The organism is Pseudomonas sp. JY-Q, assembly GCF_001655295.1.
Lineage (GTDB): Bacteria > Pseudomonadota > Gammaproteobacteria > Pseudomonadales > Pseudomonadaceae > Aquipseudomonas > Aquipseudomonas alloputida.
In genome coordinates, this window is record NZ_CP011525.1 from 723,490 (window position 1) to 747,922 (window position 24,433).

Consider the following 24,433-nt stretch of genomic DNA (forward strand, 5'->3'; position numbering starts at 1 on the left):
GCACGCCTGCAACCACACGTTTAGTCATTAATACCCCTTTGACTACCCCGCAAGCAGTGCTTCACTGGGTCTCTCAAGCCTACCCGGATCCAGGAGCCCCCCGATGAGCCTGCACCAGTACGCTGAAACCCACGAAGTCACCAACCAGCCGCCGCCGCTCGACGGTGCCAACCTGTACCGCCTCGACCTGCCATTGCAAGAATGGTCAAGGCGTTTTGGCGCGGGCTGGGCCGAGTCGCGGATCGACGCCTATGGTGCCCTGGCCGGCGGCCCGCTGATGCAAGCAGGCTTCCTGGCCAACGCGCACAAACCCGAGTTCAGCAGCCACGACCGCTATGGCCATCGCATCGACCTGGTCGAGTTCCACCCGGCCTACCATGAGCTGATGCGTACCGCCGTCGAACATGGCCTGCCTTCTTTACCATGGGCCGAACCCCGTGCTGGCGCCCATGTTGCACGGGCGTCGATGACCTACCTGCACAGCCAGGCCGAGGCCGGCACCGGTTGCCCGCTGACCATGACCTTTGCCGCCGTGCCGGCATTGCGCTTGCAGCCTGAGCTGGCTGAATACTGGCTGCCGAAGGTCCTTGCCTGCGAATATGACCCGCGCAACATTGGCGACCGGCACAAGGCCGGGGTCACCCTGGGCATGGCCATGACCGAAAAGCAGGGCGGCACCGATGTGCGCGCCAACACTACCCGGGCCTATCCGGTCGGTGCGCCAGGCCCGGGGCAGGCTTATGAGCTGGTTGGCCACAAGTGGTTCTGCTCGGCGCCGATGTGCGACGCTTTTCTGACCTTGGCGCAAACCGAAAAAGGCCTGAGCTGCTTCCTCCTGCCGCGCCACCGCCCCGATGACAACCGCAACCAGTTCTATATCCAGCGCCTGAAGAACAAGCTGGGCAACAGCTCCAACGCCTCCAGCGAGGTGGAGTTCCGCGGTGCGCTGGCATGGATGATTGGCGAAGAGGGACGCGGCGTGCCGACCATCATCGAGATGGTCGCCATGACCCGGTTCGACTGCATGGTCGGCTCCAGCGCACTGATGCGCCAGGCGTTGACGCAGGCGGCCCACCATTGCGCGCATCGCAAGGTCGGCGGGCGGGTGCTCAATGAGCAACCTCTGATGCAGAACGTGCTGGCCGACCTGGCCCTGGAAAGCGAGGCTGCGCTTGCCCTGAGCTTGCGCATGGGCCAGGCGCTGGAGCAACTGGACGACCCGCAGCAGGCGCATTTCGCCCGGCTGGTCACGGCGGTGGGCAAGTACTGGATCTGCAAACGTGCGCCGGCCATGATCAACGAGGCCGCCGAATGCCTGGGTGGCGCGGGTTATGTGGAAGACAGCATTCTGCCACGGCTGTACCGCGAGGCACCGGTCAACTCGACCTGGGAGGGCTCGGGCAACGTGCAGTGCCTGGATGTGCTGCGGGCCTTGTCCAAGGAGCCGGGCGTACTCGATGCACTGTTTGTCGAGCTGGGTGACGGGCATGGCGACCCGCGCCTGGCAGCGCATATCGGCAACCTCAAGGGGGCGTTTGCCGACACCGGTGACATGCAGTACCGCGCGCGGCAACTGACCGAGGATATTGCCCTGGCGTTGCAGGCCAAGCTGCTGCTGGAGGCGGGGAATACGGAGGTCAGTGATGCGTTTATCGGTAGCCGCTTGGCCGGTGGTGGCCGGGTGTACGGGGCGCTGCCGCGAGGTGTGGATGTGATGGCATTGGTAACCAGGGCTACGCCTGTCTGGCCGCTGTAGCAGCGGGCTTGCCCGCGAATGCACCCAACACCGATCAATGGGGGTGTATTTAACCAAGAAGGCAGGCAAGATGGATCACATGCATGTCCAGACAGGAAGCACAGTGTGAGCCACGCTTTTGTAGTCGTTGATACCCCAGAACAGGCCGTCGACCGTCTGGCGGCCTTGCATGAACAGGCCACAGGTGCCCTGAGTCAGGCCCTGAAGCGTTACCTGAAGGACCGTACCGAGCCCGATACCGATGAGCGCGACCTGTTCCGCTACCCGGCACTGCGCCTGACCTACTACAGCCATGGCGAAGTCGCCGCCACCACCCGCGCTTATGCCAAGGTCCAGGTTGCCGGCACCTACAGCGTCACCGTCACCCAGCCCGCTGCATTCCGTGGCTACCTGCTGGAGCAACTGCGCCCGCTGATGCATGACTACACCGTTACGGTAGAAGTCGGCGTCAGCGAGCAGAACATCCCTTATCCCTATGTGGTCGACCAGGGCGACGAATTGGCTGGCAGCGGCATTACCGCTGCGCAGTTGGCGCGGGTGTTCCCCAGCACCGACCTGTCGGCGGCCACCGACAACATCGCTGATGGCCTGTACGACTGGGACCACGCTGAAATCATGCCACTGGCATTGTTCGATGCCGCACGGGTCGACTTCTCGCTGCGCCGCCTGGTGCACTACACCGGCAGCGACTGGCGCCATGTACAGCCTTGGATCCTGCTGACCAACTACCACCGCTATGTCGACCAGTTCATCAGCCATGGCCTGGAACAGCTGCGTGACGACTCGCGCTTCGTGCGTATGGTGCTGCCGGGCAACGTCGTGATCGAAAAGGGCATGGACCATGGCGAAACCCAGGCTCTGGTGGCCAGCGTGGTCTGGCACCGCTTCCAGATGCCGGCCTACCACCTGATCGCCGCCGACGGCAATGGCGTTACCTTGGTCAACATTGGTGTCGGCCCGTCCAACGCCAAGAACATCACCGATCACCTGGCCGTGCTGCGCCCGCATTGCTGGCTGATGATCGGCCACTGCGGCGGCCTGCGGCAGTCGCAGACCATCGGCGACTACGTGCTGGCACACGCCTACATGCGCCGTGACGGCATTCTCGACCGGGTCGTGCCGCCGAATATCCCGATCCCGGCCCTGGCCGAAGTGCAGATGGCCTTGCAGGAGGCTGCCGCACAGGTCACTGGCGAGCGTGGCGAGCAGTTGAAAAAGCGCCTGCGCACCGGCACCGTGCTGACCTACGACGACCGCAACTGGGAGTTGCGCTGGGCCCAGGAACGCCCGCTGATCAACCTGTCGCGTGCCGTGGCGGTGGACATGGAAAGCGGCACCATTGCTGCCCAGGGCTACCGTTTGCGCGTGCCTTACGGCACCTTGCTGTGTGTGTCCGACAAGCCGCTGCACAGCGAGATCAAACTGCCAGGTTCGGCCAACGCCTTCTACAACCGAGCGGTCAGCCAGCACCTGAAGATCGGCATTGCTGCCCTCGACCTGCTGCGCACCGAGCTGAACTCGCTGCACTCGCGTAAACTGCGCAGCTTCGATGAGCCGCCGTTCCGCTGAGGATTCATGTCACTGCCACCCCGTAACAAGCCGCGCCGCCCCCAGGCGCGGCCTGCCGCCGGCCCGCGTCGCCAGGCCAAGGCGCCACCTGCCGAGCCTCGCCTGATCCTGTTCAACAAACCGTTCGACGTGCTGACCCAGTTCAGCGACGGTGAAGGGCGCGCGACGCTCAAGGACTTCATCGACATCCCGGGCGTATACCCGGCCGGGCGGCTGGACCGTGACAGTGAAGGCTTGCTGTTGCTGACCAACGATGGCGGGTTGCAGGCGCGGATTGCCGACCCGAAGCACAAGCTGGCCAAGACCTACTGGGTCCAGGTAGAAGGCGAACCGAGTGACGAGCAGTTGCAGCGTTTGCGCGATGGTGTGGCGCTGAATGATGGGCCGACCTTGCCGGCTGAGGCGCGGCGCCTGGAAGAACCCGAACTGTGGCCGCGCAACCCGCCGGTACGGTTTCGCAAAAGTGTGCCGACCAGCTGGCTGGAGCTGGTGATTCGCGAAGGGCGTAACCGCCAGGTGCGGCGTATGACGGCGGCGGTGGGGCTGCCGACCTTGCGCCTGGTGCGCGTGCGCATTGGTGACTGGGCGCTGGATGGGCTGGAGCAGGGTTGCTGGCGGGAGGTCCCTGCCAAGCTTTAGTTCAGGTCAGGTCAGGGGCCTGTTCGCGGGCACGCCCGCTCCCACAGGGACGGCGCAGTACTTGAGGGCAGCGCCAAATCTTGGGGGAGCGGGCACGCCCGCGAATGGCCCTGAAATGTTTTATACGCCTTCCAGAAACCCCACCACCACGCTTTTGATGATGAAGGCCAGCACTCCCAGGCCCAGCACGAAGAACAGGATCAGCGTGCCGAACTTGCCTGCCTTGGACTTTTTCGCCAGGTCCCAGACGATGAAGCCCATGAACCCGATCAACACGGTGACCAGGATGATCATCATCCATTCTTCGAATACGGCGGGATCCATCGATGTTCTCCAGGCGGGTTGAACGTCCGATTATACGCCGGCTGGCGTGAGCATTTAACGCAGGTGGGTCAATGGCAGCTCGGTGCTGGCCAACACCTGGTTGAGCACGAAGCTCGAGCGCACGCTGGTGACGCCTTCAATACGCGTCAGGCTGCCTAGAAGCAGTTTCTGGTAGTGGTCCATGTCCGGCACCACCACTTTCAACTGATAGTCGGCATCCATACCGGTGACCAGGCTGCACTCGAGCACCTGTGGCAGGTTGCGGATGGCGGCCTCGAATGTTTCAAAGCGCTCCGGGGTGTGGCGGTCCATGCCTATCAACACATAGGCGGTCAGGCTCAGGCCCAGCTTCTTGCGGTCGAGCAGGGCCACCTGGCGCGAAATGTAGCCGTCATCCTCCAGTTGCTTGACCCGACGCGAGCATGGCGATGGCGACAGGCCGATGCGTTCGGCCAATTCCTGGTTGGAAATGCGCGCATCGCGCTGCAATTCGGCGAGGATGCTCAGGTCGTAGCGGTCAAGTTTGCTCATGGCATTTGCCTTTTCTGTTCGGATTGCTGCGAATTATCAATCCAGGGTGAAAAATTGCGCAAGTGCTATTTATCTGAGCAATCTTCGCAATCCTCTGTCGCAACCCGTCCGGTATCTTTATCACCAGAATCACTGCCCGGACATCAGTCCACGGCGACGCGCCCTAGGCGGGCGGTTGCGGCCAGCCATCCAACAGGATCTGCAGGCCCCCGGGCTACACACCTTCCAGAAGACGGTGTGAGGTGAGCCGGCGCCACAAGTGCCGAGCACGGACGACAATTCCTGAAGGGAGGCCCTGTGGCCTCCCTTTTTTCATGTCGGGAATTTTAATTGGCCTGTGTGGTGGGCGCGGTAGACTGGCGTTGGTTGCAGTTTTTTCTACCGAGAGGAACACCATGACGTCGCGCATCTGGCAGTTGGCAGGTGTTGGTTTGCTGGGTTTGAGCATCAGCCTTGGGGCCTTGGCTGAAGGGCCCGGCGAAGGGCCCGGTGAACGTGGCCAGCAGGTGCAAGGTGAGGGTGGGCCGGGGCGCTCGCTCAACTCGCGCGACGAAGTGCGCCAGACCCAACCGCCGCGCCAGGGGTATTACCAGGACATTCCCCGCCGCCACGGTGATGATCACCACTGGCAAGCCGGTGGCCCGGGGCAACGGCCCGGTGGCGACTGGCACGGGCGCCCGGATGGCCACGGCAATGGCTGGGGGCCTGGGCCGCAGTATCGCCCGGGGCACACGGTGGACCATTTTTCTGACCGCTACTGGAAAGTACCCTACCGGGGCGCTGACTATTTCTACTCCGGGGGTTACTGGTACCGCCCGCACGGGGGCAGTTACATCGTGGTGACCCCGCCGTACGGCGTGCGGGTCAATTACCTGCCGCCTTATGCGCGGGAAGTGTGGTTGGGGGGCGCGCTGTTCTTTCTGGTGGCCGATACCTATTACCAGTACCTGGCAGACAGCCAGGAATATGTGGTGGTCAATCCGCCGGTCGGCGTGCCGTCGCCCGTGCCGGTGGCCCCGGCAAATGGTGGGTATGACGTGGTGGCCTATCCGATGTATGGCCAGGGTCAGGAACAGCAGGAGCAGGACCGCTACCAGTGCCATCGCTGGGCGGTGAGCCAGTCAGGCTTCGACCCGGCGACGGCGACGTACGCACCGGCGGCAACTGTGCTCAGCCACTACCAGCGGGCGCTGGGGGCTTGCTTCAGTGGTCGGGGTTACAGCATCAACTGAACCCTGCACGGAACTGTGTAGGCGCGGGTTTACCCGCGAATACGGTAGCGGCGGCAACGTTGATCGGCGGGTGGAAATTGGCCAGCAGGCCCGGCCCATTCGCGGGTGAACCCGCTCCTACAACGGCCTGTGCGCGTGTAGGCGCGGGTAAACCCGCGAATACGGTAGCGGCGGCAACGGTGATCGGCAGGTGGAAATTGGCCAGCAGCCCCGGCCCTTTCGCGATGAACCCGCGCCTACAAGGGATTGCGTAATCGGTGGGGCATGGGGGGTTACCTCATACCGGGTCGGCGTGCACCATCACGTCCGCCTGTGGGTAACGCTGGCGGATCACCCGCGAGGCCTCCACGCACAAGCTGTGCGCCTCATGCAGCGGCAGTTGCCCCGGCAGCTCCAGGTGCAGTTGCACAAACCACTGGTTGCCCGACACGCGCGTGCGCAGGTCATGCACGCCTTTCACGCCTGCAACGGCCAGCACCAGCGCGGCCATGTCCTCGCCAACGTCGCCGGGTAACGCTTTGTCCATCAGGATCGCCGTACTTTCGCGGGCAATTTGCAGCGCGCTCCAAAGGATGTAAAAGGCGATGCCAAGGCCGAACAGCGCATCCAGCTGCGGCCAGCCAAAACGCGCCAGCAACAGGGCCAGCAGAATGCTGCCGTTGAGCAACAAGTCAGAACGGTAGTGCAGGGAATCTGCCCGTACCGCAGTAGAGCCGGTGAGCCGGATGACCTTGTACTGCAGCGCCAGCAGGGCGACCGTCAGCACCAGCGACAGCAGCATCACCGCGATTCCAATTGAGGTATCACCCAGCGGTTGCGGGGTGGACAGGCGCTCGACCGCCTGCACCCCGATCAGCACCGCACTGCCACCGATGAACAGCGCCTGCGCCATACCGGCCAAGGCCTCGGCCTTGCCATGGCCGAACCGGTGATCGTCGTCTGCCGGGCGCAGGGCGTAGTGCACCGCCAGCAGGTTGAGGAACGAGGCCACGGCGTCCAGTGCCGAGTCAGTCAGCCCGGCCAGCAGGCTCACCGAACCGCTCAGCCACCAGGCGAGCGCCTTGCTCAGCACCAAGATGCTGGCCACCGCCAATGACGCACGCGTGGCCAGGCGGAGCAGGCGCTGGTGTTCAGCCGGAGTAGTGATCATCCGTGGTCAGTGTCCGTGTGGCTCAGGCTGCCGGTACCAGGCCCATACTGGCCAGTTGTTCGATGCTGCCGCGGTGCTGGATCAGCCGTGGGTCGTTCAGCGGCAGGCGCTGGCCCAGTTCGCTTTCCAGAATGGCTTGCAGCTTCAGGTTGTCGACCTTGCCATCCGGGCTGACGGCTTCTTGCAGTTTGGCCGGGTCAACCTGGGCAGTGCGGCCACCTGGGTAGTAGATGGCGCCGGTGGCAAAGTCGATACCGAAGGCAATCAGCCCCGGGATTACATAGAACAGGATGCCAATGGCATCCATGGCGGCAACCACAGGGTCGATCTTGCCGCCGATTTGGCCGCGCCGGTCCGGGTAGAAAATGGTGCCGCAGGCCGTCAGTTGGGTCAGCAGGGTGGCGATGAGGGCGCCACCGATGACGCGGGTCGAGATACGCATGTAAATCTCCGAAAAGTATTCAGCAGGGCAAGCGAAGCGCCTGCGCCTGATGCTAAGACCATGATAGAGCAGGCTGGGTTCGCCGTTATACTCGCGAGACTGTTCGAGGACCACCATGATTTCATTACCCATTGATGCTGCCTTGCCCGCCCTGCGCCAGGCTCTGGAAAAGCGTGACGAAGTGGTGCTTGAAGCGCCGCCTGGCGCTGGCAAGACCACCCGCGTGCCACTGGCGCTGCTGCACGAACCGTGGCTGGCCGGGCAGAGCATCCTCATGCTCGAGCCACGGCGCCTGGCTGCGCGGGCAGCGGCCGAACGGCTGGCCAGTGAGCTGGGCGAGCAGGTTGGGGAAACGGTGGGTTACCGCATCCGTCTGGACAGCAAGGTCGGCCCGAAAACCCGTATTGAAGTGGTGACCGAAGGCATCCTCACACGCCGCCTGCAAGCCGACCCGGCGCTGGAAGGGGTGGGCCTGCTGATTTTCGACGAATATCACGTTTTGTCACTTTCACCGAAAAAACCTGCTTTCTTGTCAAAATGCAGGGCATTTCTCTCCCTCCATTGGAGCTCCATCCAGGACATATCCCTAGGGCCCCCATCCTCTTTTCCCTTCCTTCAGCAAGCCCGGTGCGATCCCAGATCCCACCGCCGGTATGTGCCACGATCTCAACCCCAACCCACCTGCCTACGTCGACCAGACCTACCCCCCAGCGAGCATCCACACCGCCCAGCCTCATCTGCACCTCCTCCAGCCATCGCATTCCTTTCTATTTCCTAGGCTTTGTACGAAAAGTATTGCCGCATGCAACGTAGGCTGCAGGCCAAGGTGACCATGGCTGCAAAGCTCTTGGCCAGCTTGTCATAGCGAGTGCCGATCCTGCGATTTTCTTTCAGCCAGCCAAACATCCGCTCAATGATGTTCCGTTGCCGGTATTTGGGCCGGTCAAACAGTCGGGGCAAGCCAGGTCGAGGTTTGCGCGGCATAGCGCGCAATGGGATTACCGGCTGTATTCGGTAACGGTCGCAGTACTGGCGCAGGTGCTCGGCATCGTATCCCTTGTCAGCCAGCAACCACCGGCTACGTTTACGCGGTCGTCCTGGCTTGCCAGCAATTCTTACAGCATCCAGCAGCGGCTGAGCGTGGGAGACATCACTGGCTTGTCCTGGTGAAAGCCTGAAATGCAATGGCACGCCATTGGCATCGCACACCATGTGAATCTTGGTGGTCAGACCGCCTCGACTGCGCCCGAAGGCATGGTCTAACGGTTCTTCAGGCCCCCCTTTTCCCCGGCGCCTGAAGAGGCTCGGGTTGCTCGTACTGCGGTGGAGTCGATCATCCAGGTGTCCAAGTCGATCAGTCCTTCCCGGTTCAGCCGAATATGCAGACGCTCCAGTACTCGCTCGAATGTGCCGTCGTCGCGCCAGTCACGAAAACGCTGATACACCGTTGACCAAGGCCCAAAGCGTTCAGGCAGGTCGCGCCAGGGAGCGCCCGAGCACAGGATCCACAGAATTCCGTGGAGAACCTGACGATCATCGTTGCGAGGACGGCCCATTTTCTGTTCTGGAGAAACCAAATCCTTGATCAGCTCCCATGACGCATCAGAAAGTTCGTAACGCCTTGCCATACGGGCCTCCAACCGGTCATGGCGGCAATTTTAGCCACAACGACTTTTCGTACAAAACCTAATTCGCCCAGTCTAGGGGGCTATAGATCGCCAGTCATCAGTAGCTCTCTCAGTATGCTGAGATTTTTCCTGATTTCAGCTTCTACCTTTCCAGAATAATCAAGTGCCTCAAGCGTATTCTTTGTTTGGTTCATTGCCTCTGCTATTATATCAATGGCAGTTTTTCTTGATGCTGCCATATTTTCTAGAGTCTGTTCCCCTGCATTTAGCATTGTTACGATATCTTGTTTGCTTAACTTATCATAATTCACGTTACGGAGTTGCTCTAGTATTAACTCTTGATCCGACATATATGATCCTCTTTATTATTATCGATTTGTTGCTTATGATAATATTAATTATTTCATTGTTCCAGAAAAAAACAGCTGGGATAGTGTATCATAAAAAATATATTTCGAGCGAATGGGGAAAGTCGGTCGAGCCATGCGCATAACCAATCCATGGCATTGGACGCACAGTATATCGTTACCGGTGGATAAATGAATTAACCGCTCAATCCACTAGGTTGCGACGACGCAATCAGTTCATGGACGGTGCGGTTTATCTATTACCCCTCTAGATAAATGAGCAGGGACAAACTTCGCCACCCAAGATGGCACTTGTTCTACCGGCATGGGTTTCGCAATACCATAGCCTTGCGCTACATCACAACCTAGGTTCATCAGCAACACTCCGTGCTCAACCGTTTCCACCCCTTCAGCAATAACCTCGCGGTTAAACGATTTCGCTAGGCCGATGATCGCCTTAGTCAGCCCCAAGCTGTCTTTATCGATGAGTATGTCGCGTATAAAAGATTTGTCTATCTTGATTGACTGCGTGGGCAGTTGTTTAAGGTAGCTCAGCGATGAATACCCGGTTCCAAAGTCGTCCAACGAAAATGTCACACCCAGATCCTGGCAAGCAATGAGGCACTGAGTGACATGTGATAAGTGTTCTATCACCACTGATTCGGTAATCTCAATATCCAACATCTGCGGCAAAACATTAGGGTGGCTGTCCAGCAAAAACTTTAGGGACTTTACAAAGTTTTCTTTTTTCAAATGTAATGCTGCAATGTTTACACTCACAGACCACGAATGACCCAAGTCCGCCCATTGTTCTATTTGACTGAGCGCCTGATCTATGACCCACTCGCCGATCTCCACGATCAGATCGCTCTGCTCAATCAACGGTATAAAATACTGCGGTAATATAAGTCCATCTCGCGGATGCTGCCAACGCAATAGTGCTTCAAAACCAATCACTGCCCCACTGCTCAAACTTATTTTTGGTTGATAATGCAAGCATAACTCACCATCATGTAACGCTTGGCGAACCCGTATTACGGAATCAAAAGCTGATTTAATCAGCTTATCTTTTGATACATCAAACAAATAGAAACAGTTACGGCCACTTTGTTTGGCCTTATACATAGCCTGATCGGCATGACGCAGCAGTGTATCGGCATTCTCATTATCGTTTGGATAGAGCGTCACACCGATACTGGCGGAAATATTAATGCCTATGCCATCGATGACGTAGACGGCGGAAAGGGCAGCTAAAAGCCTCTGCAGGGCGCTTTCCAACACCTTGGGATCCCGCACACCCGAAATCAGCACGAACTCATCGCCTCCCAAACGGGCTACGGTATCTTCGATACGCATACTATGTTTCAGGCGATCAGCCACCGCCACTAACAGACGATCACCTATCTCGTGGCCATAGCGGTCGTTAATCTGCTTAAACCCATCGAGATCAAGCACGCCCACGGCAACCGTGCTGGACTGGCTCTTTGCTTTGACAATAGCCTGATCAAGCGCTTTGGACAGCAAAAAACGATTTGGAAGACCCGTCAGCTCGTCGTGCTCAGCCTGCCATTGCAAGGTTTCCAGCAACTTCCGCTTTTCGGTCACATCGAAACGAATGGAAACGTATTTCTGCACCCGCTGGCTGGCATCATCGTACATGGGTACAATGGTGCTCTCTACCCAATACAGGCTGCCATCCTTTTTACGGTTGCAAATTTCACCTTTCCATACCTGCCCACGTGAAACTTTTTTCCACATATCAATAAAGAACTCAGGGGGATGCTGCCCTGAGTTTAGTATGCGGTGGTTTTGCCCAATCAACTCCTGTGCGCTATAGCCAGAAATATCACAGAACTGTTCATTGACATAGGTGATTATTCCGGATTTATCGGTTTCCGAGAAAATAGCTGCCGCATCCACCGCTGCACGGTATCTTGCACTCATATATAAACCTAATTCACCAAAATAGTCATAAGGTCACTACCTGTTGAACCGTTCAACCAACGAGTTTAAACCACGGGATGTACTTTCAAGTTCGCGGCCACGAATCACGGCGGAGTTAGCATTCTTCGCTGTTCTCTCAACCGTTCCCGCTACGTTATTAATCTGCCGAGCAATATCTTCAGCGACACTAGCCTGCTCTTCTGAAGCGGCTGCCATTTGCTGGCTCATACCACTGATCCGTTCAACAGCATCGCGAATGCCTTGGAGAGCACACTGCGCCTCTATAACTTGCTGTACACCGTGGTCGGCCTCGCGAATACCGAGTTTGGCAATGCTCACAGCCTCATCTGCGCCTTTTTTAAGGGTTTCAATGACGTTTTGAATTTGTTGAGTCGATACGCGGGTTTTAGCGGCCAAGGCCCGGACTTCATCAGCTACTACCGCAAAACCACGACCCTGCTCACCAGCCCTAGCCGCTTCAATTGCAGCGTTGAGAGCGAGTAGGTTGGTTTGATCAGCAATGGCTTGAATCACCCCCGCAGCAGCCATAATTTGCTGGGTTTCATTGGCAAGGTAATCCACAGCAGTGCTGATATTCGTGACGGTACTGGCCAGCAACTGAATGGCCTCACGGGAAGTACCGGCGACTTTATCACCTTGTTCAGCCAGTTCATTTGCTGCTTGCGCTTCCATGGCGGTTCTTTGAACATGCCCTGCCACTTCGTTGATTGAGGCCGCCATCTCCGTCATGGCGGCTGCCGTCATGTCCGTTTCCGCTCGCTGCACCAGCAAGGCATTTTCAGTTTGGTTCGAGAGTAAGGAGGAATGCGCAGCGGCTTCAGCCACTTGGCTGGCCAGATCGCTTAGCCGAGTCAGTGCGGTTTTAAGGCGTGCATCCTCACTAATCAATATCATTTCCAACTGCGCTGAAGGGCCATACGTATCGCTGTAAGTGATGGCGCTAATCGGATCTGAAAAAGCGTCAGGGGCGCATTTCATGATATGACTCAACTGATGTTCCAGCCGCGTATAGGACCACCATCCTGTAACGAGAAAGAGCACGGCAGTTACCGCTTGTGCTGCCAGGCTTGGCAGCACGCTAGCCGCACCTATTGCCAACGCAGCCGCAGTTGCAGGTAAGACCATCCTCCTCATGAATGCCGCATAATGACGATTTTGGGGAATGGAATTTTTACCTGCACGCAACCGGTCATACAGGGCGGTTGCAGGAGCTGAGTGCAACACGGTTATTGAATTGAAACCGGAGCATCATGCCGCATTGCCATGGCATTTTGCATGACCTCTCCCATCACCTCGATGGGGCATTTGAAGTCGAAGCGCTTGCGCGGTCGCATGTTCAGTTGCAGCGCAATGGCGTCCAGCTCCTCCTGGCTATGTACCGACAGGTCTGTGCCCTTGGGCAAGTACTGGCGAATCAGGCCGTTGATGTTTTCGTTGCTGCCGCGCTGCCAGGGGCTGTGCGGGTCGCAGAAGTAGATCGCCACGCCGGTTCTTTGGGTGATCTCGGCGTGTCGCGCCATCTCCCGGCCCTGGTCGTAAGTCATGCTCTTGCGCATCTCCAGCGGCATGCTATTGAGCGCGGCGCTGAAGCCTTCCAGCGCCGAAGTCGCCGTTGCGTCGTTCATCTTCACCAACATCAGGTAGCCACTGGTGCGTTCCACCAGCGTACCGACGGACGAGGCGTTGGCCTTACCCTTGATGAGGTCGCCTTCCCAATGCCCCGGCATCAGCCTGTCTTCAATCTCCGGCGGGCGCACATGAATACTGACCATCTCGGGGATCTGGCCGCGCCGATCCACGCCACCAGAGCGCGGCCGGCGCGTCGTCTTGCCTTGGCGCAGACAGATGATCAGCTCCTTACGCAGCTCACCCACTGGCAGGGCATAGATCGCGTTGTAGATCGTCTCGCGACAGACGTAGGCATCTCGCAGGTTGGGTATGTTCATGCTGCGCAGCTTGCCGGCAATCTGCTCGGGAGACAAACGCTCACGCAGCATATGGGTCACCAGTTCGAAGCGCTCGCTACCCGGCAACAGTTTTCGCATCGGTCGACAAACCTGGCGGCGGGCCTGCATTTGCTGCTGAGCCAGACGGGCCGAGTAGCCACCGCAAGCACCTCGGTTACGGCGCAGCTCACGGCTGATGGTCGAAGGGGATCGGTTGATCAAGCAGGCAATCCTGCGCAGGCTGAAGCCTTGGGTACGACCGATTTGAATGGTGGCGCGCTCTTCAACGCTGAGTTCGGTATAAGACATAGGGGCAGCACCGTACCGGAAAGGTCAGGTGTTGCACTCAGTTTTTGCCGCCGCCCAGCTTTTGTGCGCGATCAATTTGCTCCCGAGTCGGCTTGACTCTAACGGACTCGTAGCCTGTTAAGCGGCCATCTTCGAGAATAGGTGTCACATACGCACTGACCCAATAGAAGTCACCATTCTTGCAGCGATTCTTGATGATACCCATCCAGCTTTTGCCAGCCTTCAGATAGCCCCACATCAGCCCGAAAACAGCTGGAGGCATGTCGGGATGACGAACCAAATTGTGCGGACTGCCCAACAACTCTTCACGAGAATAGCCACTTATTCTCATAAACTCGTCATTCACATAGGAAATATTCCCATTCGTATCCGTAGCAGAGATCAATCGCTGCTGGACTGGAAATATTTGTTCAACGGTTGTGACAGGCAGGTTCGAGCGCAAGATGAGTCTCCATGAGCAATAATGTCATTATGCCATAAGGGATGCTCCGATCAACTTGTCGTGCAGCCGCGGCAAGTTGCAATTTTCCAGGCACCTACAGCGTCATTGGACGAAAAGTGACCGAAAAATCATGTACGGAGAGCTTTTTCGACCGGTTCTCCGTGTTAAACGCGAACCTCACCCATACCCATGAGCTGTTTTCGAACCCTCCACAGGTTTGCCAGGGCGAACAGCGTGGTCAACTGAGCCGTGTTTTTCATCAGCCCACGAAAACGTACTTTCACGTAACCAAACTGCCGCTTGATCACGCGAAACGGATGCTCGACCTTGGCCCGTGTCTGAGCCTTGCAGAACTCGATCTTGCGCTTGGCTTTGTACAGTACGCTGCGCTGGTTCAGCTTGGAATAGGTGCTGCGACGCGCTGCAATCTGCCAGATCACCCCCCGATTTTCATGCTCTTCGAGCCTTTCGACACCGGTGTAACCGGCATCTGCATACACGGCGTTTTCTTCGCCATGCAGCAGTTCAGCCACCTGCGTGACATCGGCCACATTGGCAGCGGTGCCATGGACGTGATGCACCAGGCCGGACTCGACATCGGCACCGATGTGCGCCTTCATCCCGAAGAAATACTGACCGCCTTTCTTGGTCTGGTGCATCTCGGGATCACGCTTGCCTTCTTTATTTATGGTCGAGCTGGGGGCATGAATAATGGTGGCATCGACGATGGTGCCTTGGCGCAGCGACAGGCCTTTTTCCTGCAGATAACCATTGATGACCGCAAGGATTGCCGGTGCGAGCTGATGCTTCTCCAGCAAGTGCCGGAAGTTCATGATCGTGGTGTCTTCGGGGATTGGCGCGCTCAGCATCAGGCGTGCGAACTGGCGCATGGGCGTGATTTCGTAGAGCGCTTCTTCCATGGCCGGGTCGCTCAGGGAGAACCAGTTCTGCAACAGATGGATGCGCAGCATGGTTTCCAGAGGATAGGGTTTTCTACCGCCGCCGGCCTTGGGGTAGAACGGTTCGATCAGCTCCAGCAGGCCTGCCCAGGGCACCACCTGATCCATTTCGGCGAGGAAGCGCTCTCGGCGGGTTTGCTTGCGCTTGCCGGCGTACTCAAAGTCGGAAAAGCTCATCTGGCTCATGGGCGGCTCGGATCAGGTGTTGCGGGGATTCTCGCATAACTGAAGGCTTGTTCGGAGATTCCTAAAGCGTGACTAACGGGTCATGCGAAATAAAGGGAAATCACAGAGCACTGAGATGTTTGTACGCTAAGCCATGGTTCTCAGCTGCAACCATTATCTGACACTGGTGACTTCGGTTGAAGTCCCCCTGCCAGTGCGAATTAGGTTTTGTACGAAAAGTCGTTGTGGCTAAAATTGCCGCCATGACCGGTTGGAGGCCCGTATGGCAAGGCGTTACGAACTTTCTGATGCGTCATGGGAGCTGATCAAGGATTTGGTTTCTCCAGAACAGAAAATGGGCCGTCCTCGCAACGATGATCGTCAGGTTCTCCACGGAATTCTGTGGATCCTGTGCTCGGGCGCTCCCTGGCGCGACCTGCCTGAACGCTTTGGGCCTTGGTCAACGGTGTATCAGCGTTTTCGTGACTGGCGCGACGACGGCACATTCGAGCGAGTACTGGAGCGTCTGCATATTCGGCTGAACCGGGAAGGACTGATCGACTTGGACACCTGGATGATCGACTCCACCGCAGTACGAGCAACCCGAGCCTCTTCAGGCGCCGGGGAAAAGGGGGGCCTGAAGAACCGTTAGACCATGCCTTCGGGCGCAGTCGAGGCGGTCTGACCACCAAGATTCACATGGTGTGCGATGCCAATGGCGTGCCATTGCATTTCAGGCTTTCACCAGGACAAGCCAGTGATATCTCCCACGCTCAGCCGCTGCTGGATGCTGTAAGAATTGCTGGCAAGCCAGGACGACCGCGTAAACGTAGCCGGTGGTTGCTGGCTGACAAGGGATACGATGCCGAGCACCTGCGCCAGTACTGCGACCGTTACCGAATACAGCCGGTAATCCCATTGCGCGCTATGCCGCGCAAACCTCGACCTGGCTTGCCCCGACTGTTTGACCGGCCCAAATACCGGCAACGGAACATCATTGAGCGGATGTTTGGCTGGCTGAAAGAAAATCGCAGGATCGGCACTCGCTATGACAAGCTGGCCAAGAGCTTTGCAGCCATGGTCACCTTGGCCTGCAGCCTACGTTGCATGCGGCAATACTTTTCGTACAAAGCCTAGCATCATCTGCACATCAAAATCCCTCATCAGGACAGTGCATGAGCAAGCCCAAAGCCAAAGGGAAGAAGAAAGGTGCGGCCACTCCAAAGCGTCACGACTTCCTTGATGGAACAGTGCGGCTGCTCCGTGATAGTGCGGGAAACGTCTGTTCATATCCTGGATGCCACAGGCACACACACGGCGCCAAAGCATCAGGGGAGGGCGCTTTAACTGTTGGTGTTGCATGTCACATCAAAGCTGCTGCCCCTGGCGGCCCCCGCTTTGACGCTGAACAAACTAGAGATGAACGCAGGCATTTCAGTAACGGGATTTGGATGTGCCAGACCCATTCAAAATTGATCGATGCTGACAATTCGGCCCATAGCGTCGAAACCCTTCTCGAATGGAAGCGCAACGCTGAAACCCGCTCTAATTCACAGTTGAACCAGAAGAGCTTCACTGAGAACGAGGTCAAAAAAGCCGTAGACGCTGGGTCGGTGTCGATGCTTCAAAGGTGGGTCAATCAGTCTGCCGATCCACTTGAAACTCCGATCCCAGAATTGATCAGAGGGTATGAATCGAGCCTGAGCGACCTCGATCCGCGCTTTACCATTGAGGTTAACAAAATAGGTAACGACTACACACATGTAATTCAAGCGGCTCAAGATAAAGTCGATATCCAATTGGTGCTGCAAGGGCTAGATGAGATAGAAGGTTTTTGGGAGGCTAAGAAAGCCTTCATCGAAGAGGGTAGGGAGCTTCTAATTCCAGGCAAACATTTTGCGCTCAAGGGATCGAAGCTTTTTGAGGCTATTCAGCAAAAATCCCAACGCTATGATCAGGGTGCCCTGAGCATCGGAAGAGTGAGGAAGCCAATTGTTGCAAATCTCTATTTGCGTACCGACAAGGAAGAAGAAGTCTTCATCGAGTCCTTCACCTGTTACTACACCACAGGCACGGCGCGTACCGTTTTTGAGGGTACAGCTCTAGAAGGGTTCATAGCAGTTAAAGCTCATTGCTCTCACGAAGGACAAGACCATAAATTCGATCTGACATTCAACGTTGAGGCGTGGCTTGGAAAAAATATCCTTGAGTTGCCGCGATTCTCTCGCCTCCTGAAGGCTGCAAAACACATGGCCAGTGGAAGGCTTGTCTTTGAATTAGAGGTGGGTAGCAATGCTGCTGCGTTCGATTCCAAAGTGAGTGCTGGGTCTGATGAGTTTCATGAGCAATTGCAGTGGATAATTTTCTATTTAGACGTAGCGCGAAGAGTCGCTGAAAAATGTGGGCAGCCCATACTGCTCAATGAAATTGATTTTGATTACAAACTCTATGTTGAGTTGAAGAAGTACGTAAAGCTTTTGGCTGGGCCAATCTATACAAAGAGATCGCCGGGGATGCTGTGCACAGGCGCCTTTGATTACTACGAGGGATACTCATTTAGAGATTTGGAGAAGAAGTCTTTTCCGTCAAGTATCAAGCTTTTGCAACAAAATTCATTGGTTTTTGGGTTACTTGGTTCCGTGATAAAGGCACCCAGGATAGAAAGCTCTTATACGAGCATAGAGACCGTATATTTTAGTGATATCGAAGAAAGGGATAGCCCCAAGGTGGAAATCCAAACCACCGCCGATACGGACATATTGATCCAACTGCATCCGGATGACTCCTGGGTTGTCCTGGAAAGCTGGGAGGCATCAGAGCCTGCGGCGACAACTGACTGACCTCAGCTCGAGATCCCAATAGTCTGGTTCGGCTTCAAGCGTGCTAGGCGATCCTACGCTAGCGATCACCTCCGACGAAGGTAGTGCGGGTTGTAGTGGCAAGTTGCCAAGCGCCACGGCTACTATTGGCCGACGCTGCTTCACGCCAAGACTTCCAGGGAGGGTTGCCATGTGGGTTGATAACGAGACGGATACTGACTTCCTCAATTTCTCAGGGGTAGCAGACACGGTCGCTGAGATCATCTACTCAGCGAACGGCCGTCCGATTTCCATCGGCGTCTCTGGTGCCTGGGGCGCCGGCAAGTCGTCGATGATCAAGCTGATCCAGGCCTCCTTAAAAAACCCTCCCGAGCCAGGTGAAAAACCGGCCAAAGACTTCGTGTTCGTTGAGTTCAATGCCTGGCTGTACCAAGGCTATGACGATGCACGCGCAGCGCTGATGGACGTGATCGCATCGCAACTGGAAGCTGAAGCAAAGGCCCGTAGAAAAGGTTTGGAAAAAGTTGCTGATCTCGCCGCGCGGGTGAATTGGCTGCGTGTCGCCAAGCTTGCCGGTAATGGCATTGTATCCCTCGCCACAGGCATTCCAGCGCCTGGCTTGATACGCGATGTAGTAGGAGTATACGACCGAGTCCGTTCTGGCGGGGTCGATCAAGACGCGATTGAGGCGGCGCACGACTCCGTCGAACAGGCGAAAGGTGAGGCGGAAAAGTTGTTCCGTAGCGCACCTCCGAGGAAGTCCCCTCCGAAAGAGATCCAAGCCCTCAGGGATAACTTTGAAGACATCCTCGACGAGTTGGGCGTCACGCTCGTGGTGCTCATAGATGATCTGGATCGTTGCCTTCCCGAGACCACGATTTCCACACTTGAAGCTATCCGCCTCTTCCTGTTCCTGCGCAACACGGCGTTTGTGATCGCTGCCGATAACGAGATGATCAAGCACGCGGTGCGTAAGCACTTCAGTGGCGTACCGGATGATTTCCTGGTCACCAGCTACTTCGACAAGCTGATCCAGGTGCCCATTCGTGTTCCTCCACTGGGTACCCAGGAGGTGAGGGCGTACATGATGATGCTGTTCCTTGAGAACAGTGCGTTGCCGAAAGAGGTGCTCGAGGATATCCGGCTGAAAGTACGCAGCCAGCTCCGTACGACCTGGCAGGGCAATCGCGTGGATCGAGCCTTCATGCAGGGCTTGTACAAAGACTACCCCTCCGAACTAGTTGGCAAATTCGACACTGCCGAGCGCTTGGCAGCAGTCATGACTTCTGCCTCAGGTATTCAAGGCAACCCGCGACTCATCAAGCGCTTCCTCAACGCGCTGGCCATCCGCATGAGCATCTCTCGTGCCCAAGGCGTAGGAGTGGATGAAGCGGTGCTGGTGAAGCTGATGCTGTTCGAGCGCAGCGGTAATCCGAAGGCCTACGAAGAGCTGATGAAGGCAGTGGCTACCGACAAACACGGGAAGCCGGCCATGCTTCGAGACTGGGAAGACCATATAGACAAAGGCAAAAACCTAGCTCTGTCTCAGCCTTGGGATCAGCCCTTTGTGAAGGAGTGGTTAGCTCTGCCTCCCGCTTTGGCAGACAAAGATCTTCGTGGCGCGATCTACGTGAGCCGTGAACATGCGCCGATCATTACTGATGAGGATCGACTGTCCTCCGAAGCAGCGGAGCTTTTGACCGCTCTGCTTGAGATGCCTGAGATGGCGCCTCAGTTGAAAGAGCGTCTGGGAGCCCTTGCACCTGTTGAGATCAACGTTGTTATGGATCGCTTGCTGGACAAAGCAGGTGGAGAACAGGAATGGGGTGTGCCAGACATTCTTGAAGCGATGCTGGTTGTTGGAAGGCTTGATGCGCAACAAGGGCTTCGGCTGGCTGCATTTTTGAAGGAGCGTCCACCTGCGCAGATTCAGGCCGGTATCGTGCCTAAATTGAGCGATGAAGCATGGGCGAAATCGGTCTGCGATTTCTGGCTGAGTGCCGACGTCGGCATGCCGGTAAAAACTGCGATAAGGAAGTTGAATGGGAACGTCACAAAATAACGACGGGCCTGGGAAGGGCACGCCATACGTACCACCTTGGACGCCTCCATTGCCTCCATTGCCTCCATTGCCTCCGGTGCCGCCTCAGCCGCCTGCTCCTCCCGAGCCGTTAGATCCGACCGATCCGGAGTGCGGCCCTCCAGATGAAGGCCCTCCTGATCCAGATCAGGAGGCAGCTGACGATGGAAAAGAGGGTACTGATGAACCACGGCAGGTGCCGCAAGCACCGCAGCCAATAGCGCCACCCGGGCGATTTGGTGGTGCACGCCGTGGTCTAGGTGACTATGCGAGTAATGGTGATCGACGTAGCCTGCGCAAAAGCCTTCGCGACTATGTGCGTCAGGGCTACGGTGGATCTAAAACAACCACTGCGCGATTCGGCGGTACTGCTTCGGTCGCCGGCGCTCTGGCTGCTGCACTTGAATCCGTTGCTGATGCTGCCAACCAGGCCGCACCAGGTGTGCTCGATCCCGCTATGTGGCAAGGGCGTTCACCTTCGGAGGTGATGGATGCGCTAGTTGAGGCGGTGCGTCCGGTAGACGGTACTCAAGATGCAGAAGCTGAGCGAGCATCCATTCGCGGCTCCCTTTCTGATGTTCTCGTGCGTTATCCGGATGCTGACCTGCTCAACCTTTCGACGGAGCAGCGAGCATTTGTGATCGAGCGTTATACAGCGATGGATGTGTTCCATCGATATGAGCTCGACCTCGGTAAAACCATTCAAGAGAAGGCTAAGTCGGCAACCGTGGCTGTACGCCGCTTGAAGGAAATCAAGGACTACATCAAAGAGTGTGTCTCTGCGTCGTTCCGTAAGATTGCGGCAACTGGGGCGCGGCTTACAACGGGCCGGATTTCGCAGGTGGTCAGCCAGGCATTGCAGGACACCTTTGAAGTGTTTGAGGGGTACGTAGAATGAAGTTCGTATGCGGCCCAGCCGACTTCAGGGTGCCGGGTGTCGATGATGCGATGCAGGTGGTCATCTACGGCAAGGCAGAAAAAGGGCAGGTGAGTGTCGGAGGGTATGCTCGCGAGCTTCTTGAGAAAGCCCACTTGGAGATTGATCCCCGAGCTTGGGATTTCCTGAGCATTGCGCTTGCGGTAGTCGCAGCAGACTTCACTGCTCTCCGTGCAAAAAGCGCTGATGCTTGGACGCGTGTGATTGATCTAGAGATTGCCGTTCAAGATCCGGTGTTCTGGAACACTCAAGCTCGAGCGCTTGAAGGAGCTTTGCGCTTTCTCACCACGGATCGTTGGACGCTCACATTCCATGCGGGTGGATTCGGGCCACCTGCGCAGCTGCAGGCTCTGCATCCTAGCGAAGACTCTGTCGTACTTCTGTCGGGTGGCTTGGACAGCTTGATCGGTGCTATCGATTTGGTGGAGCAAGGTGTGAAGCCCTATGCGGTGAGCCAGATCGTCAGGGGGGATGGAGAAAAGCAGGATCGCTTCGCCAAGAGTTTGGGCTTGGAGCGACTTGGCCTTAACCATGTCACGAAATCACCCGGCCAGCAGGAGCCATCGCAGCGTGCTCGTTCGATAATTTTCTTGGCGTTTGGCTTGGCGGTGGGGACGTCGCTTGACCGTTATCACCGGGGCCAGACTGTGCCGCTCTACATCTGTGAGAACGGCTTCATTGCAATCAACCCTCCATTGACGATGTCCAGGCTCGGTAGCCTGAGCACTCGTACAGCTCACCCTGAATACCTTGGGCGGCTTCAAAAGATCCTCGATGCTGCTGGCATCAATGTGCAGATTCGAAATCCCTATGCCTTGATGACTAAGGGTGAAATGCTCGCTGCATGCCGAAACCAGGAGTTGCTCAAAGAGCATGCTGTGGCTTCAACCAGCTGCGGACGATTCCAGCGATTCGGGTACAAGCACTGCGGGCGGTGTGTGCCGTGTCAGGTGCGGCGCGCCTCTTTCAAACAGTGGGCTGCGATACGCGACGACACGCGGTACGTCTACGACAACCTGAGCTTGGATGATTTGCAGCATGGGAAGTTTGAGGACGTCCGGTCTGTCGGCATGGCTTTAGCCAATGTTGCCCACGAGGGATTCGAGCACTGGCTGGGGCATAGTCTGTTCTCGCCCTTTATCCAGGATCGAGCTGGTTACAGTGCGATGCTTGCCAGAGGATTGGACGAGCTTGGCCGTTTACACCAAGCGTACAAGCTCAGCTGAATGCTTCATCGCTACCCCAGTAAAATGCAGTGCCAGTCGACGCCTCGGGGGATTGGGTGTCGACTTGCCCGAGAGGGGCGCCCTCTAGAAATGCGCACGCTGCATCGGCGCAAAATCCTACCAGATTGCGTCGCTTAGTGCCGGGAAATGGGGCAGTTGGATAAAGAAAAAGGATATTTGTAACAAGATAAAACGGGAGTGCAACCCTGAAACCCTTGTCCCATGCGGGCTGTGCATGCGTACAGTACAAAAATGGGATCCAAGACACAGTTTGCGCACAAGTTATCCACACTCCATCAACTTGCGCGTCTCGAAATAGCCCCTTATCTTGTAGCCAAGTCGTAACGAGGCCACTATATCTTGGGTTTCGGCGGCTAAGGTGGAATCGAAAAAACTAGCAGGCACATGCGCAACGTTTGCAGACACAACGCATGAACCTGCCACCCGATACCGCTCATGAAAGCGGTGGGATGCGCATTTAGAGATAACCAGGGGAGGGTGTCAACGCTCTACCAGAGGTTTCTGCTCAACGTGCTCCCGCCTGAATCTCGATTCAAGACTGTGGAGTACTCCCTGCTATGTCTAAAAATACGAAAGAAACGTCCCCGATGGTTGCCACCCTGGCATCTGAAACCCTGCGCGACTCGAACTCTTCTGCGATTCAGAAGAAGCTCGCAGCATCTGCCATGTCCCAGTCGTCCTCTGGTAAGCAGACCAGTGCTGAGATGGAAGCGGTAGCTGGTCGCGTGTTGGAAAGCGACAAGTACAGCTCTACTACCAAAACGTTGGCAGCCTCGGTGCTCGCTCAGTCCAACAAAGAGCGGGGTAACTAATCATGGCTCGTTATTACGTGAACAAAAACGCGCAAGCCAACGGCGACCATGAAGTGCACACGGGTAGCTGCACCTTCCTCCCTTCGATTTACAACCGCCAAGATTTGGGCGAGCACACCTCGTGCTTGACTGCTGTTCGTCAGGCTCGGGTGACGTACCCACAGTCCAATGGCTGCCGGTTCTGCTCTTCGCTCTGCCATACCAGCTAACCATTGGCCAGGGTCGACGCTCCTTGTTTGGGAGTGTCGTCCCTTGGTGTTTATGCAGCGGTTTGCTGCGCGTAAAAATCTCGAAGCCTAGGAGACAGGACATGGCAGTAACGGTGAAGCATTTGGATTTGCAGCAGGAGAAGTACAAATACACCTGGAAGCGCGATAAAGGGGATGGGACGTACGCCGGCCCACTTGACCGAGCTAAGGTCGACAAGGACGAGGGCTATGAGGTCGCTGACTTCATCGAGAAATTGATGAATGACCATGGCAAGTCCGGAGCGGCAAATATCCGTGCGGCAGAGGAAGCTCTCAAGGCACCTCAACTCAGCACCATGACTTCTCGAGCGGATCTCTATAAGGCGGTCAAGGCTGATCTGCGCTGGTAGGTCTGCTAGCCAGTACCTTTCACGATAGTCATGAGATCTATGGGGAAGCGCATGTTGGATGCACCGTTTTTCGATCCGCGTATGCCTTGGTGGTTTGACCAGGTCGCGAAGGATTACAGCCAGAAGCTGGCCACGCTTGGAAAATGGCTTTTTGTAGGAAGCGGCGCGCTGTTTTTTGTTCCGCTAACTCAGTGGCTAGCTTTGGGGTTGGCCGGGGTGCTGCTTGTGACTGCGGTCATCCTAGGGCGTGCCTACAATAAGCATGTTGATGAGTTTATCGAGCACACTCAGCTCGCAAACCTCATCAAAATTTTCGCTCCCACGTGGCGATTTGTGCTCATGACGAGCATTCTCCTCGGGGTTGGCTGTGGGCTGACTGAGTGGAGCTTCTTCGCCGAGCACAAGCAGATCATTATTAGTCTGTTCGTTTCGGGCGGGATTTTGGATCTGGCTAAAGGTCTCTTCAGCAACTGAAGAATGGCGGGTAGCGGCCCGGTTTGGCCAGCTATCCGCTACACAGATCCGTCACCTGACGA

General features: G+C 56.8%; 22 protein-coding genes and 2 pseudogenes. 13 read left to right on the forward strand and 11 right to left on the reverse strand.

What is annotated here, in order from left to right:
- The first annotated feature begins 103 nt into the window (after positions 1-103).
- From AA098_RS03200 to AA098_RS03210, 3 genes are all read left to right on the forward strand, one after another.
- Positions 104-1,756: an acyl-CoA dehydrogenase family protein gene (locus tag AA098_RS03200; protein WP_047604691.1), complete on the forward strand. Its 1,653-nt coding sequence runs from the start codon at positions 104-106 to the stop codon at positions 1,754-1,756.
- A gap of 105 nt (positions 1,757-1,861) precedes the next feature.
- Positions 1,862-3,325 (forward strand): AMP nucleosidase, encoded by a 1,464-nt coding sequence (amn, locus tag AA098_RS03205; RefSeq protein WP_003249782.1) that lies wholly within the window; start codon positions 1,862-1,864, stop codon positions 3,323-3,325.
- A gap of 6 nt (positions 3,326-3,331) precedes the next feature.
- The gene (locus AA098_RS03210; RefSeq protein WP_003249785.1) at positions 3,332-3,964 is read left to right on the forward strand and encodes a pseudouridine synthase; all 633 of its coding nucleotides are present in this window, start codon (positions 3,332-3,334) and stop codon (positions 3,962-3,964) included.
- Between the two features lie 120 nt (positions 3,965-4,084).
- On the opposite strand, the gene AA098_RS03215 is transcribed toward AA098_RS03210, so the two are convergent.
- Positions 4,085-4,288, reverse strand: coding sequence for a DUF2788 domain-containing protein (locus tag AA098_RS03215; protein WP_003249787.1), 204 nt, complete (start codon positions 4,286-4,288; stop codon positions 4,085-4,087).
- A gap of 54 nt (positions 4,289-4,342) precedes the next feature.
- Complete coding sequence (locus AA098_RS03220; protein ID WP_003249795.1) at positions 4,343-4,819, reverse strand: Lrp/AsnC family transcriptional regulator; 477 nt, start codon at positions 4,817-4,819, stop codon at positions 4,343-4,345.
- Between the two features lie 395 nt (positions 4,820-5,214).
- Here AA098_RS03220 and AA098_RS03225 point away from each other — a divergent pair, with 395 nt between their 5' ends.
- Positions 5,215-6,051 (forward strand): DUF6515 family protein, encoded by an 837-nt coding sequence (locus AA098_RS03225; protein ID WP_004576861.1) that lies wholly within the window; start codon positions 5,215-5,217, stop codon positions 6,049-6,051.
- 277 nt (positions 6,052-6,328) lie between these two features.
- On the opposite strand, the gene AA098_RS03230 is transcribed toward AA098_RS03225, so the two are convergent.
- Positions 6,329-7,201 carry a cation diffusion facilitator family transporter gene (locus AA098_RS03230; RefSeq protein WP_003249799.1) on the reverse strand — a complete coding sequence of 291 codons (873 nt, stop codon included), beginning with the start codon at positions 7,199-7,201 and terminating at the stop codon, positions 6,329-6,331.
- Between the two features lie 22 nt (positions 7,202-7,223).
- The gene (locus AA098_RS03235) at positions 7,224-7,643 is read right to left on the reverse strand and encodes a hypothetical protein (RefSeq protein WP_003249801.1); all 420 of its coding nucleotides are present in this window, start codon (positions 7,641-7,643) and stop codon (positions 7,224-7,226) included.
- Positions 7,644-7,758: 115 nt separating this feature from the next.
- Here AA098_RS03235 and AA098_RS27855 point away from each other — a divergent pair.
- Positions 7,759-8,151, forward strand: a pseudogene (locus AA098_RS27855) (DEAD/DEAH box helicase); the annotation flags it as partial.
- Between the two features lie 266 nt (positions 8,152-8,417).
- On the opposite strand, the gene AA098_RS27860 reads toward AA098_RS27855, so the two are convergent.
- The 7 genes and pseudogenes from AA098_RS27860 to AA098_RS03280 form a co-directional block, all read right to left on the reverse strand.
- Positions 8,418-9,271 (reverse strand): IS5 family transposase gene (locus AA098_RS27860; protein WP_085985448.1). Its coding sequence is split into 2 segments (ribosomal slippage): positions 8,418-8,915 and positions 8,918-9,271, totalling 852 coding nucleotides; the frame shifts between segments, so codons are not numbered across the junction.
- A gap of 80 nt (positions 9,272-9,351) precedes the next feature.
- The gene (locus tag AA098_RS03255; protein ID WP_012274344.1) at positions 9,352-9,621 is read right to left on the reverse strand and encodes a hypothetical protein; all 270 of its coding nucleotides are present in this window, start codon (positions 9,619-9,621) and stop codon (positions 9,352-9,354) included.
- A 234-nt stretch (positions 9,622-9,855) separates the two neighbouring features.
- Positions 9,856-11,562 carry a bifunctional diguanylate cyclase/phosphodiesterase gene (locus tag AA098_RS03260; RefSeq protein ID WP_012274345.1) on the reverse strand — a complete coding sequence of 569 codons (1,707 nt, stop codon included), beginning with the start codon at positions 11,560-11,562 and terminating at the stop codon, positions 9,856-9,858.
- A 36-nt stretch (positions 11,563-11,598) separates the two neighbouring features.
- Positions 11,599-12,717, reverse strand: coding sequence for a methyl-accepting chemotaxis protein (locus tag AA098_RS03265; RefSeq protein WP_371914701.1), 1,119 nt, complete (start codon positions 12,715-12,717; stop codon positions 11,599-11,601).
- A 92-nt stretch (positions 12,718-12,809) separates the two neighbouring features.
- The gene (locus AA098_RS03270) at positions 12,810-13,838 is read right to left on the reverse strand and encodes an IS30-like element ISPsp7 family transposase (protein WP_011911495.1); all 1,029 of its coding nucleotides are present in this window, start codon (positions 13,836-13,838) and stop codon (positions 12,810-12,812) included.
- A gap of 55 nt (positions 13,839-13,893) precedes the next feature.
- Positions 13,894-14,280: pseudogene (locus AA098_RS03275) on the reverse strand (PAS domain-containing protein); the annotation flags it as partial.
- 164 nt (positions 14,281-14,444) lie between these two features.
- Positions 14,445-15,425, reverse strand: a complete 981-nt coding sequence (locus AA098_RS03280; RefSeq protein WP_012274346.1) for an IS5-like element ISPa41 family transposase — start codon at positions 15,423-15,425, stop codon at positions 14,445-14,447.
- A gap of 262 nt (positions 15,426-15,687) precedes the next feature.
- On the opposite strand from AA098_RS03280, the gene AA098_RS27865 reads away from it, so the two are divergent.
- The 8 genes from AA098_RS27865 (at position 15,688) to AA098_RS03325 (ending at position 24,371) form a co-directional block, all read left to right on the forward strand.
- Positions 15,688-16,541, forward strand: a protein-coding gene (locus tag AA098_RS27865; protein WP_156747500.1) for an IS5 family transposase whose coding sequence is annotated in 2 segments (ribosomal slippage) — positions 15,688-16,041 and positions 16,044-16,541 — 852 coding nt in all. Because the reading frame shifts where the segments join, the coding sequence is not laid out codon by codon here.
- A 38-nt stretch (positions 16,542-16,579) separates the two neighbouring features.
- Complete coding sequence (locus tag AA098_RS03295) at positions 16,580-18,244, forward strand: hypothetical protein (RefSeq protein WP_041166599.1); 1,665 nt, start codon at positions 16,580-16,582, stop codon at positions 18,242-18,244.
- Positions 18,245-18,413: 169 nt separating this feature from the next.
- Positions 18,414-20,285 carry a P-loop NTPase fold protein gene (locus AA098_RS03300; RefSeq protein ID WP_012274340.1) on the forward strand — a complete coding sequence of 624 codons (1,872 nt, stop codon included), beginning with the start codon at positions 18,414-18,416 and terminating at the stop codon, positions 20,283-20,285.
- A gap of 214 nt (positions 20,286-20,499) precedes the next feature.
- On the forward strand, positions 20,500-21,201 hold the full coding sequence (qatB, locus tag AA098_RS03305) for a Qat anti-phage system associated protein QatB (protein WP_223296391.1): 702 nt from the start codon (positions 20,500-20,502) through the stop codon (positions 21,199-21,201).
- Positions 21,198-22,466 (forward strand): Qat anti-phage system QueC-like protein QatC, encoded by a 1,269-nt coding sequence (qatC, locus tag AA098_RS03310; protein ID WP_012274338.1) that lies wholly within the window; start codon positions 21,198-21,200, stop codon positions 22,464-22,466. Before qatB ends, qatC begins: the two co-directional genes overlap by 4 nt.
- A gap of 578 nt (positions 22,467-23,044) precedes the next feature.
- Positions 23,045-23,299, forward strand: coding sequence for a hypothetical protein (locus AA098_RS03315; protein WP_012274337.1), 255 nt, complete (start codon positions 23,045-23,047; stop codon positions 23,297-23,299).
- 310 nt (positions 23,300-23,609) lie between these two features.
- Positions 23,610-23,897 carry a hypothetical protein gene (locus AA098_RS03320; RefSeq protein WP_041166598.1) on the forward strand — a complete coding sequence of 96 codons (288 nt, stop codon included), beginning with the start codon at positions 23,610-23,612 and terminating at the stop codon, positions 23,895-23,897.
- A gap of 51 nt (positions 23,898-23,948) precedes the next feature.
- The gene (locus AA098_RS03325) at positions 23,949-24,371 is read left to right on the forward strand and encodes a hypothetical protein (RefSeq protein WP_012274334.1); all 423 of its coding nucleotides are present in this window, start codon (positions 23,949-23,951) and stop codon (positions 24,369-24,371) included.
- Positions 24,372-24,433: the final 62 nt, after the last annotated feature.

Excerpts from the sequence above, each read along its gene's own strand:
- AA098_RS03200 (WP_047604691.1), top strand. The coding sequence starts at position 104 with ATGAGCCTGCACCAGTACGCTGAAACCCACGAAGTCACCAACCAGCCG.
- AA098_RS03270 (WP_011911495.1), bottom strand. The coding sequence starts at position 13,838 with ATGTCTTATACCGAACTCAGCGTTGAAGAGCGCGCCACCATTCAAATC.
- AA098_RS03260 (WP_012274345.1), bottom strand. The coding sequence starts at position 11,562 with ATGAGTGCAAGATACCGTGCAGCGGTGGATGCGGCAGCTATTTTCTCG.
- AA098_RS03220 (WP_003249795.1), bottom strand. The coding sequence starts at position 4,819 with ATGAGCAAACTTGACCGCTACGACCTGAGCATCCTCGCCGAATTGCAG.
- AA098_RS03255 (WP_012274344.1), bottom strand. The coding sequence starts at position 9,621 with ATGTCGGATCAAGAGTTAATACTAGAGCAACTCCGTAACGTGAATTAT.
- AA098_RS03320 (WP_041166598.1), top strand. The coding sequence starts at position 23,610 with ATGGCAGTAACGGTGAAGCATTTGGATTTGCAGCAGGAGAAGTACAAA.
- AA098_RS03315 (WP_012274337.1), top strand. The coding sequence starts at position 23,045 with ATGTCTAAAAATACGAAAGAAACGTCCCCGATGGTTGCCACCCTGGCA.
- qatC (WP_012274338.1), top strand. The coding sequence starts at position 21,198 with ATGAAGTTCGTATGCGGCCCAGCCGACTTCAGGGTGCCGGGTGTCGAT.
- AA098_RS03280 (WP_012274346.1), bottom strand. The coding sequence starts at position 15,425 with ATGAGCCAGATGAGCTTTTCCGACTTTGAGTACGCCGGCAAGCGCAAG.
- AA098_RS03225 (WP_004576861.1), top strand. The coding sequence starts at position 5,215 with ATGACGTCGCGCATCTGGCAGTTGGCAGGTGTTGGTTTGCTGGGTTTG.
- AA098_RS03215 (WP_003249787.1), bottom strand. The coding sequence starts at position 4,288 with ATGGATCCCGCCGTATTCGAAGAATGGATGATGATCATCCTGGTCACC.
- AA098_RS03295 (WP_041166599.1), top strand. The coding sequence starts at position 16,580 with ATGAGCAAGCCCAAAGCCAAAGGGAAGAAGAAAGGTGCGGCCACTCCA.
- AA098_RS03210 (WP_003249785.1), top strand. The coding sequence starts at position 3,332 with ATGTCACTGCCACCCCGTAACAAGCCGCGCCGCCCCCAGGCGCGGCCT.
- AA098_RS03325 (WP_012274334.1), top strand. The coding sequence starts at position 23,949 with ATGTTGGATGCACCGTTTTTCGATCCGCGTATGCCTTGGTGGTTTGAC.
- AA098_RS03230 (WP_003249799.1), bottom strand. The coding sequence starts at position 7,201 with ATGATCACTACTCCGGCTGAACACCAGCGCCTGCTCCGCCTGGCCACG.
- AA098_RS03235 (WP_003249801.1), bottom strand. The coding sequence starts at position 7,643 with ATGCGTATCTCGACCCGCGTCATCGGTGGCGCCCTCATCGCCACCCTG.
- AA098_RS03265 (WP_371914701.1), bottom strand. The coding sequence starts at position 12,717 with ATGAGGAGGATGGTCTTACCTGCAACTGCGGCTGCGTTGGCAATAGGT.
- AA098_RS03300 (WP_012274340.1), top strand. The coding sequence starts at position 18,414 with ATGTGGGTTGATAACGAGACGGATACTGACTTCCTCAATTTCTCAGGG.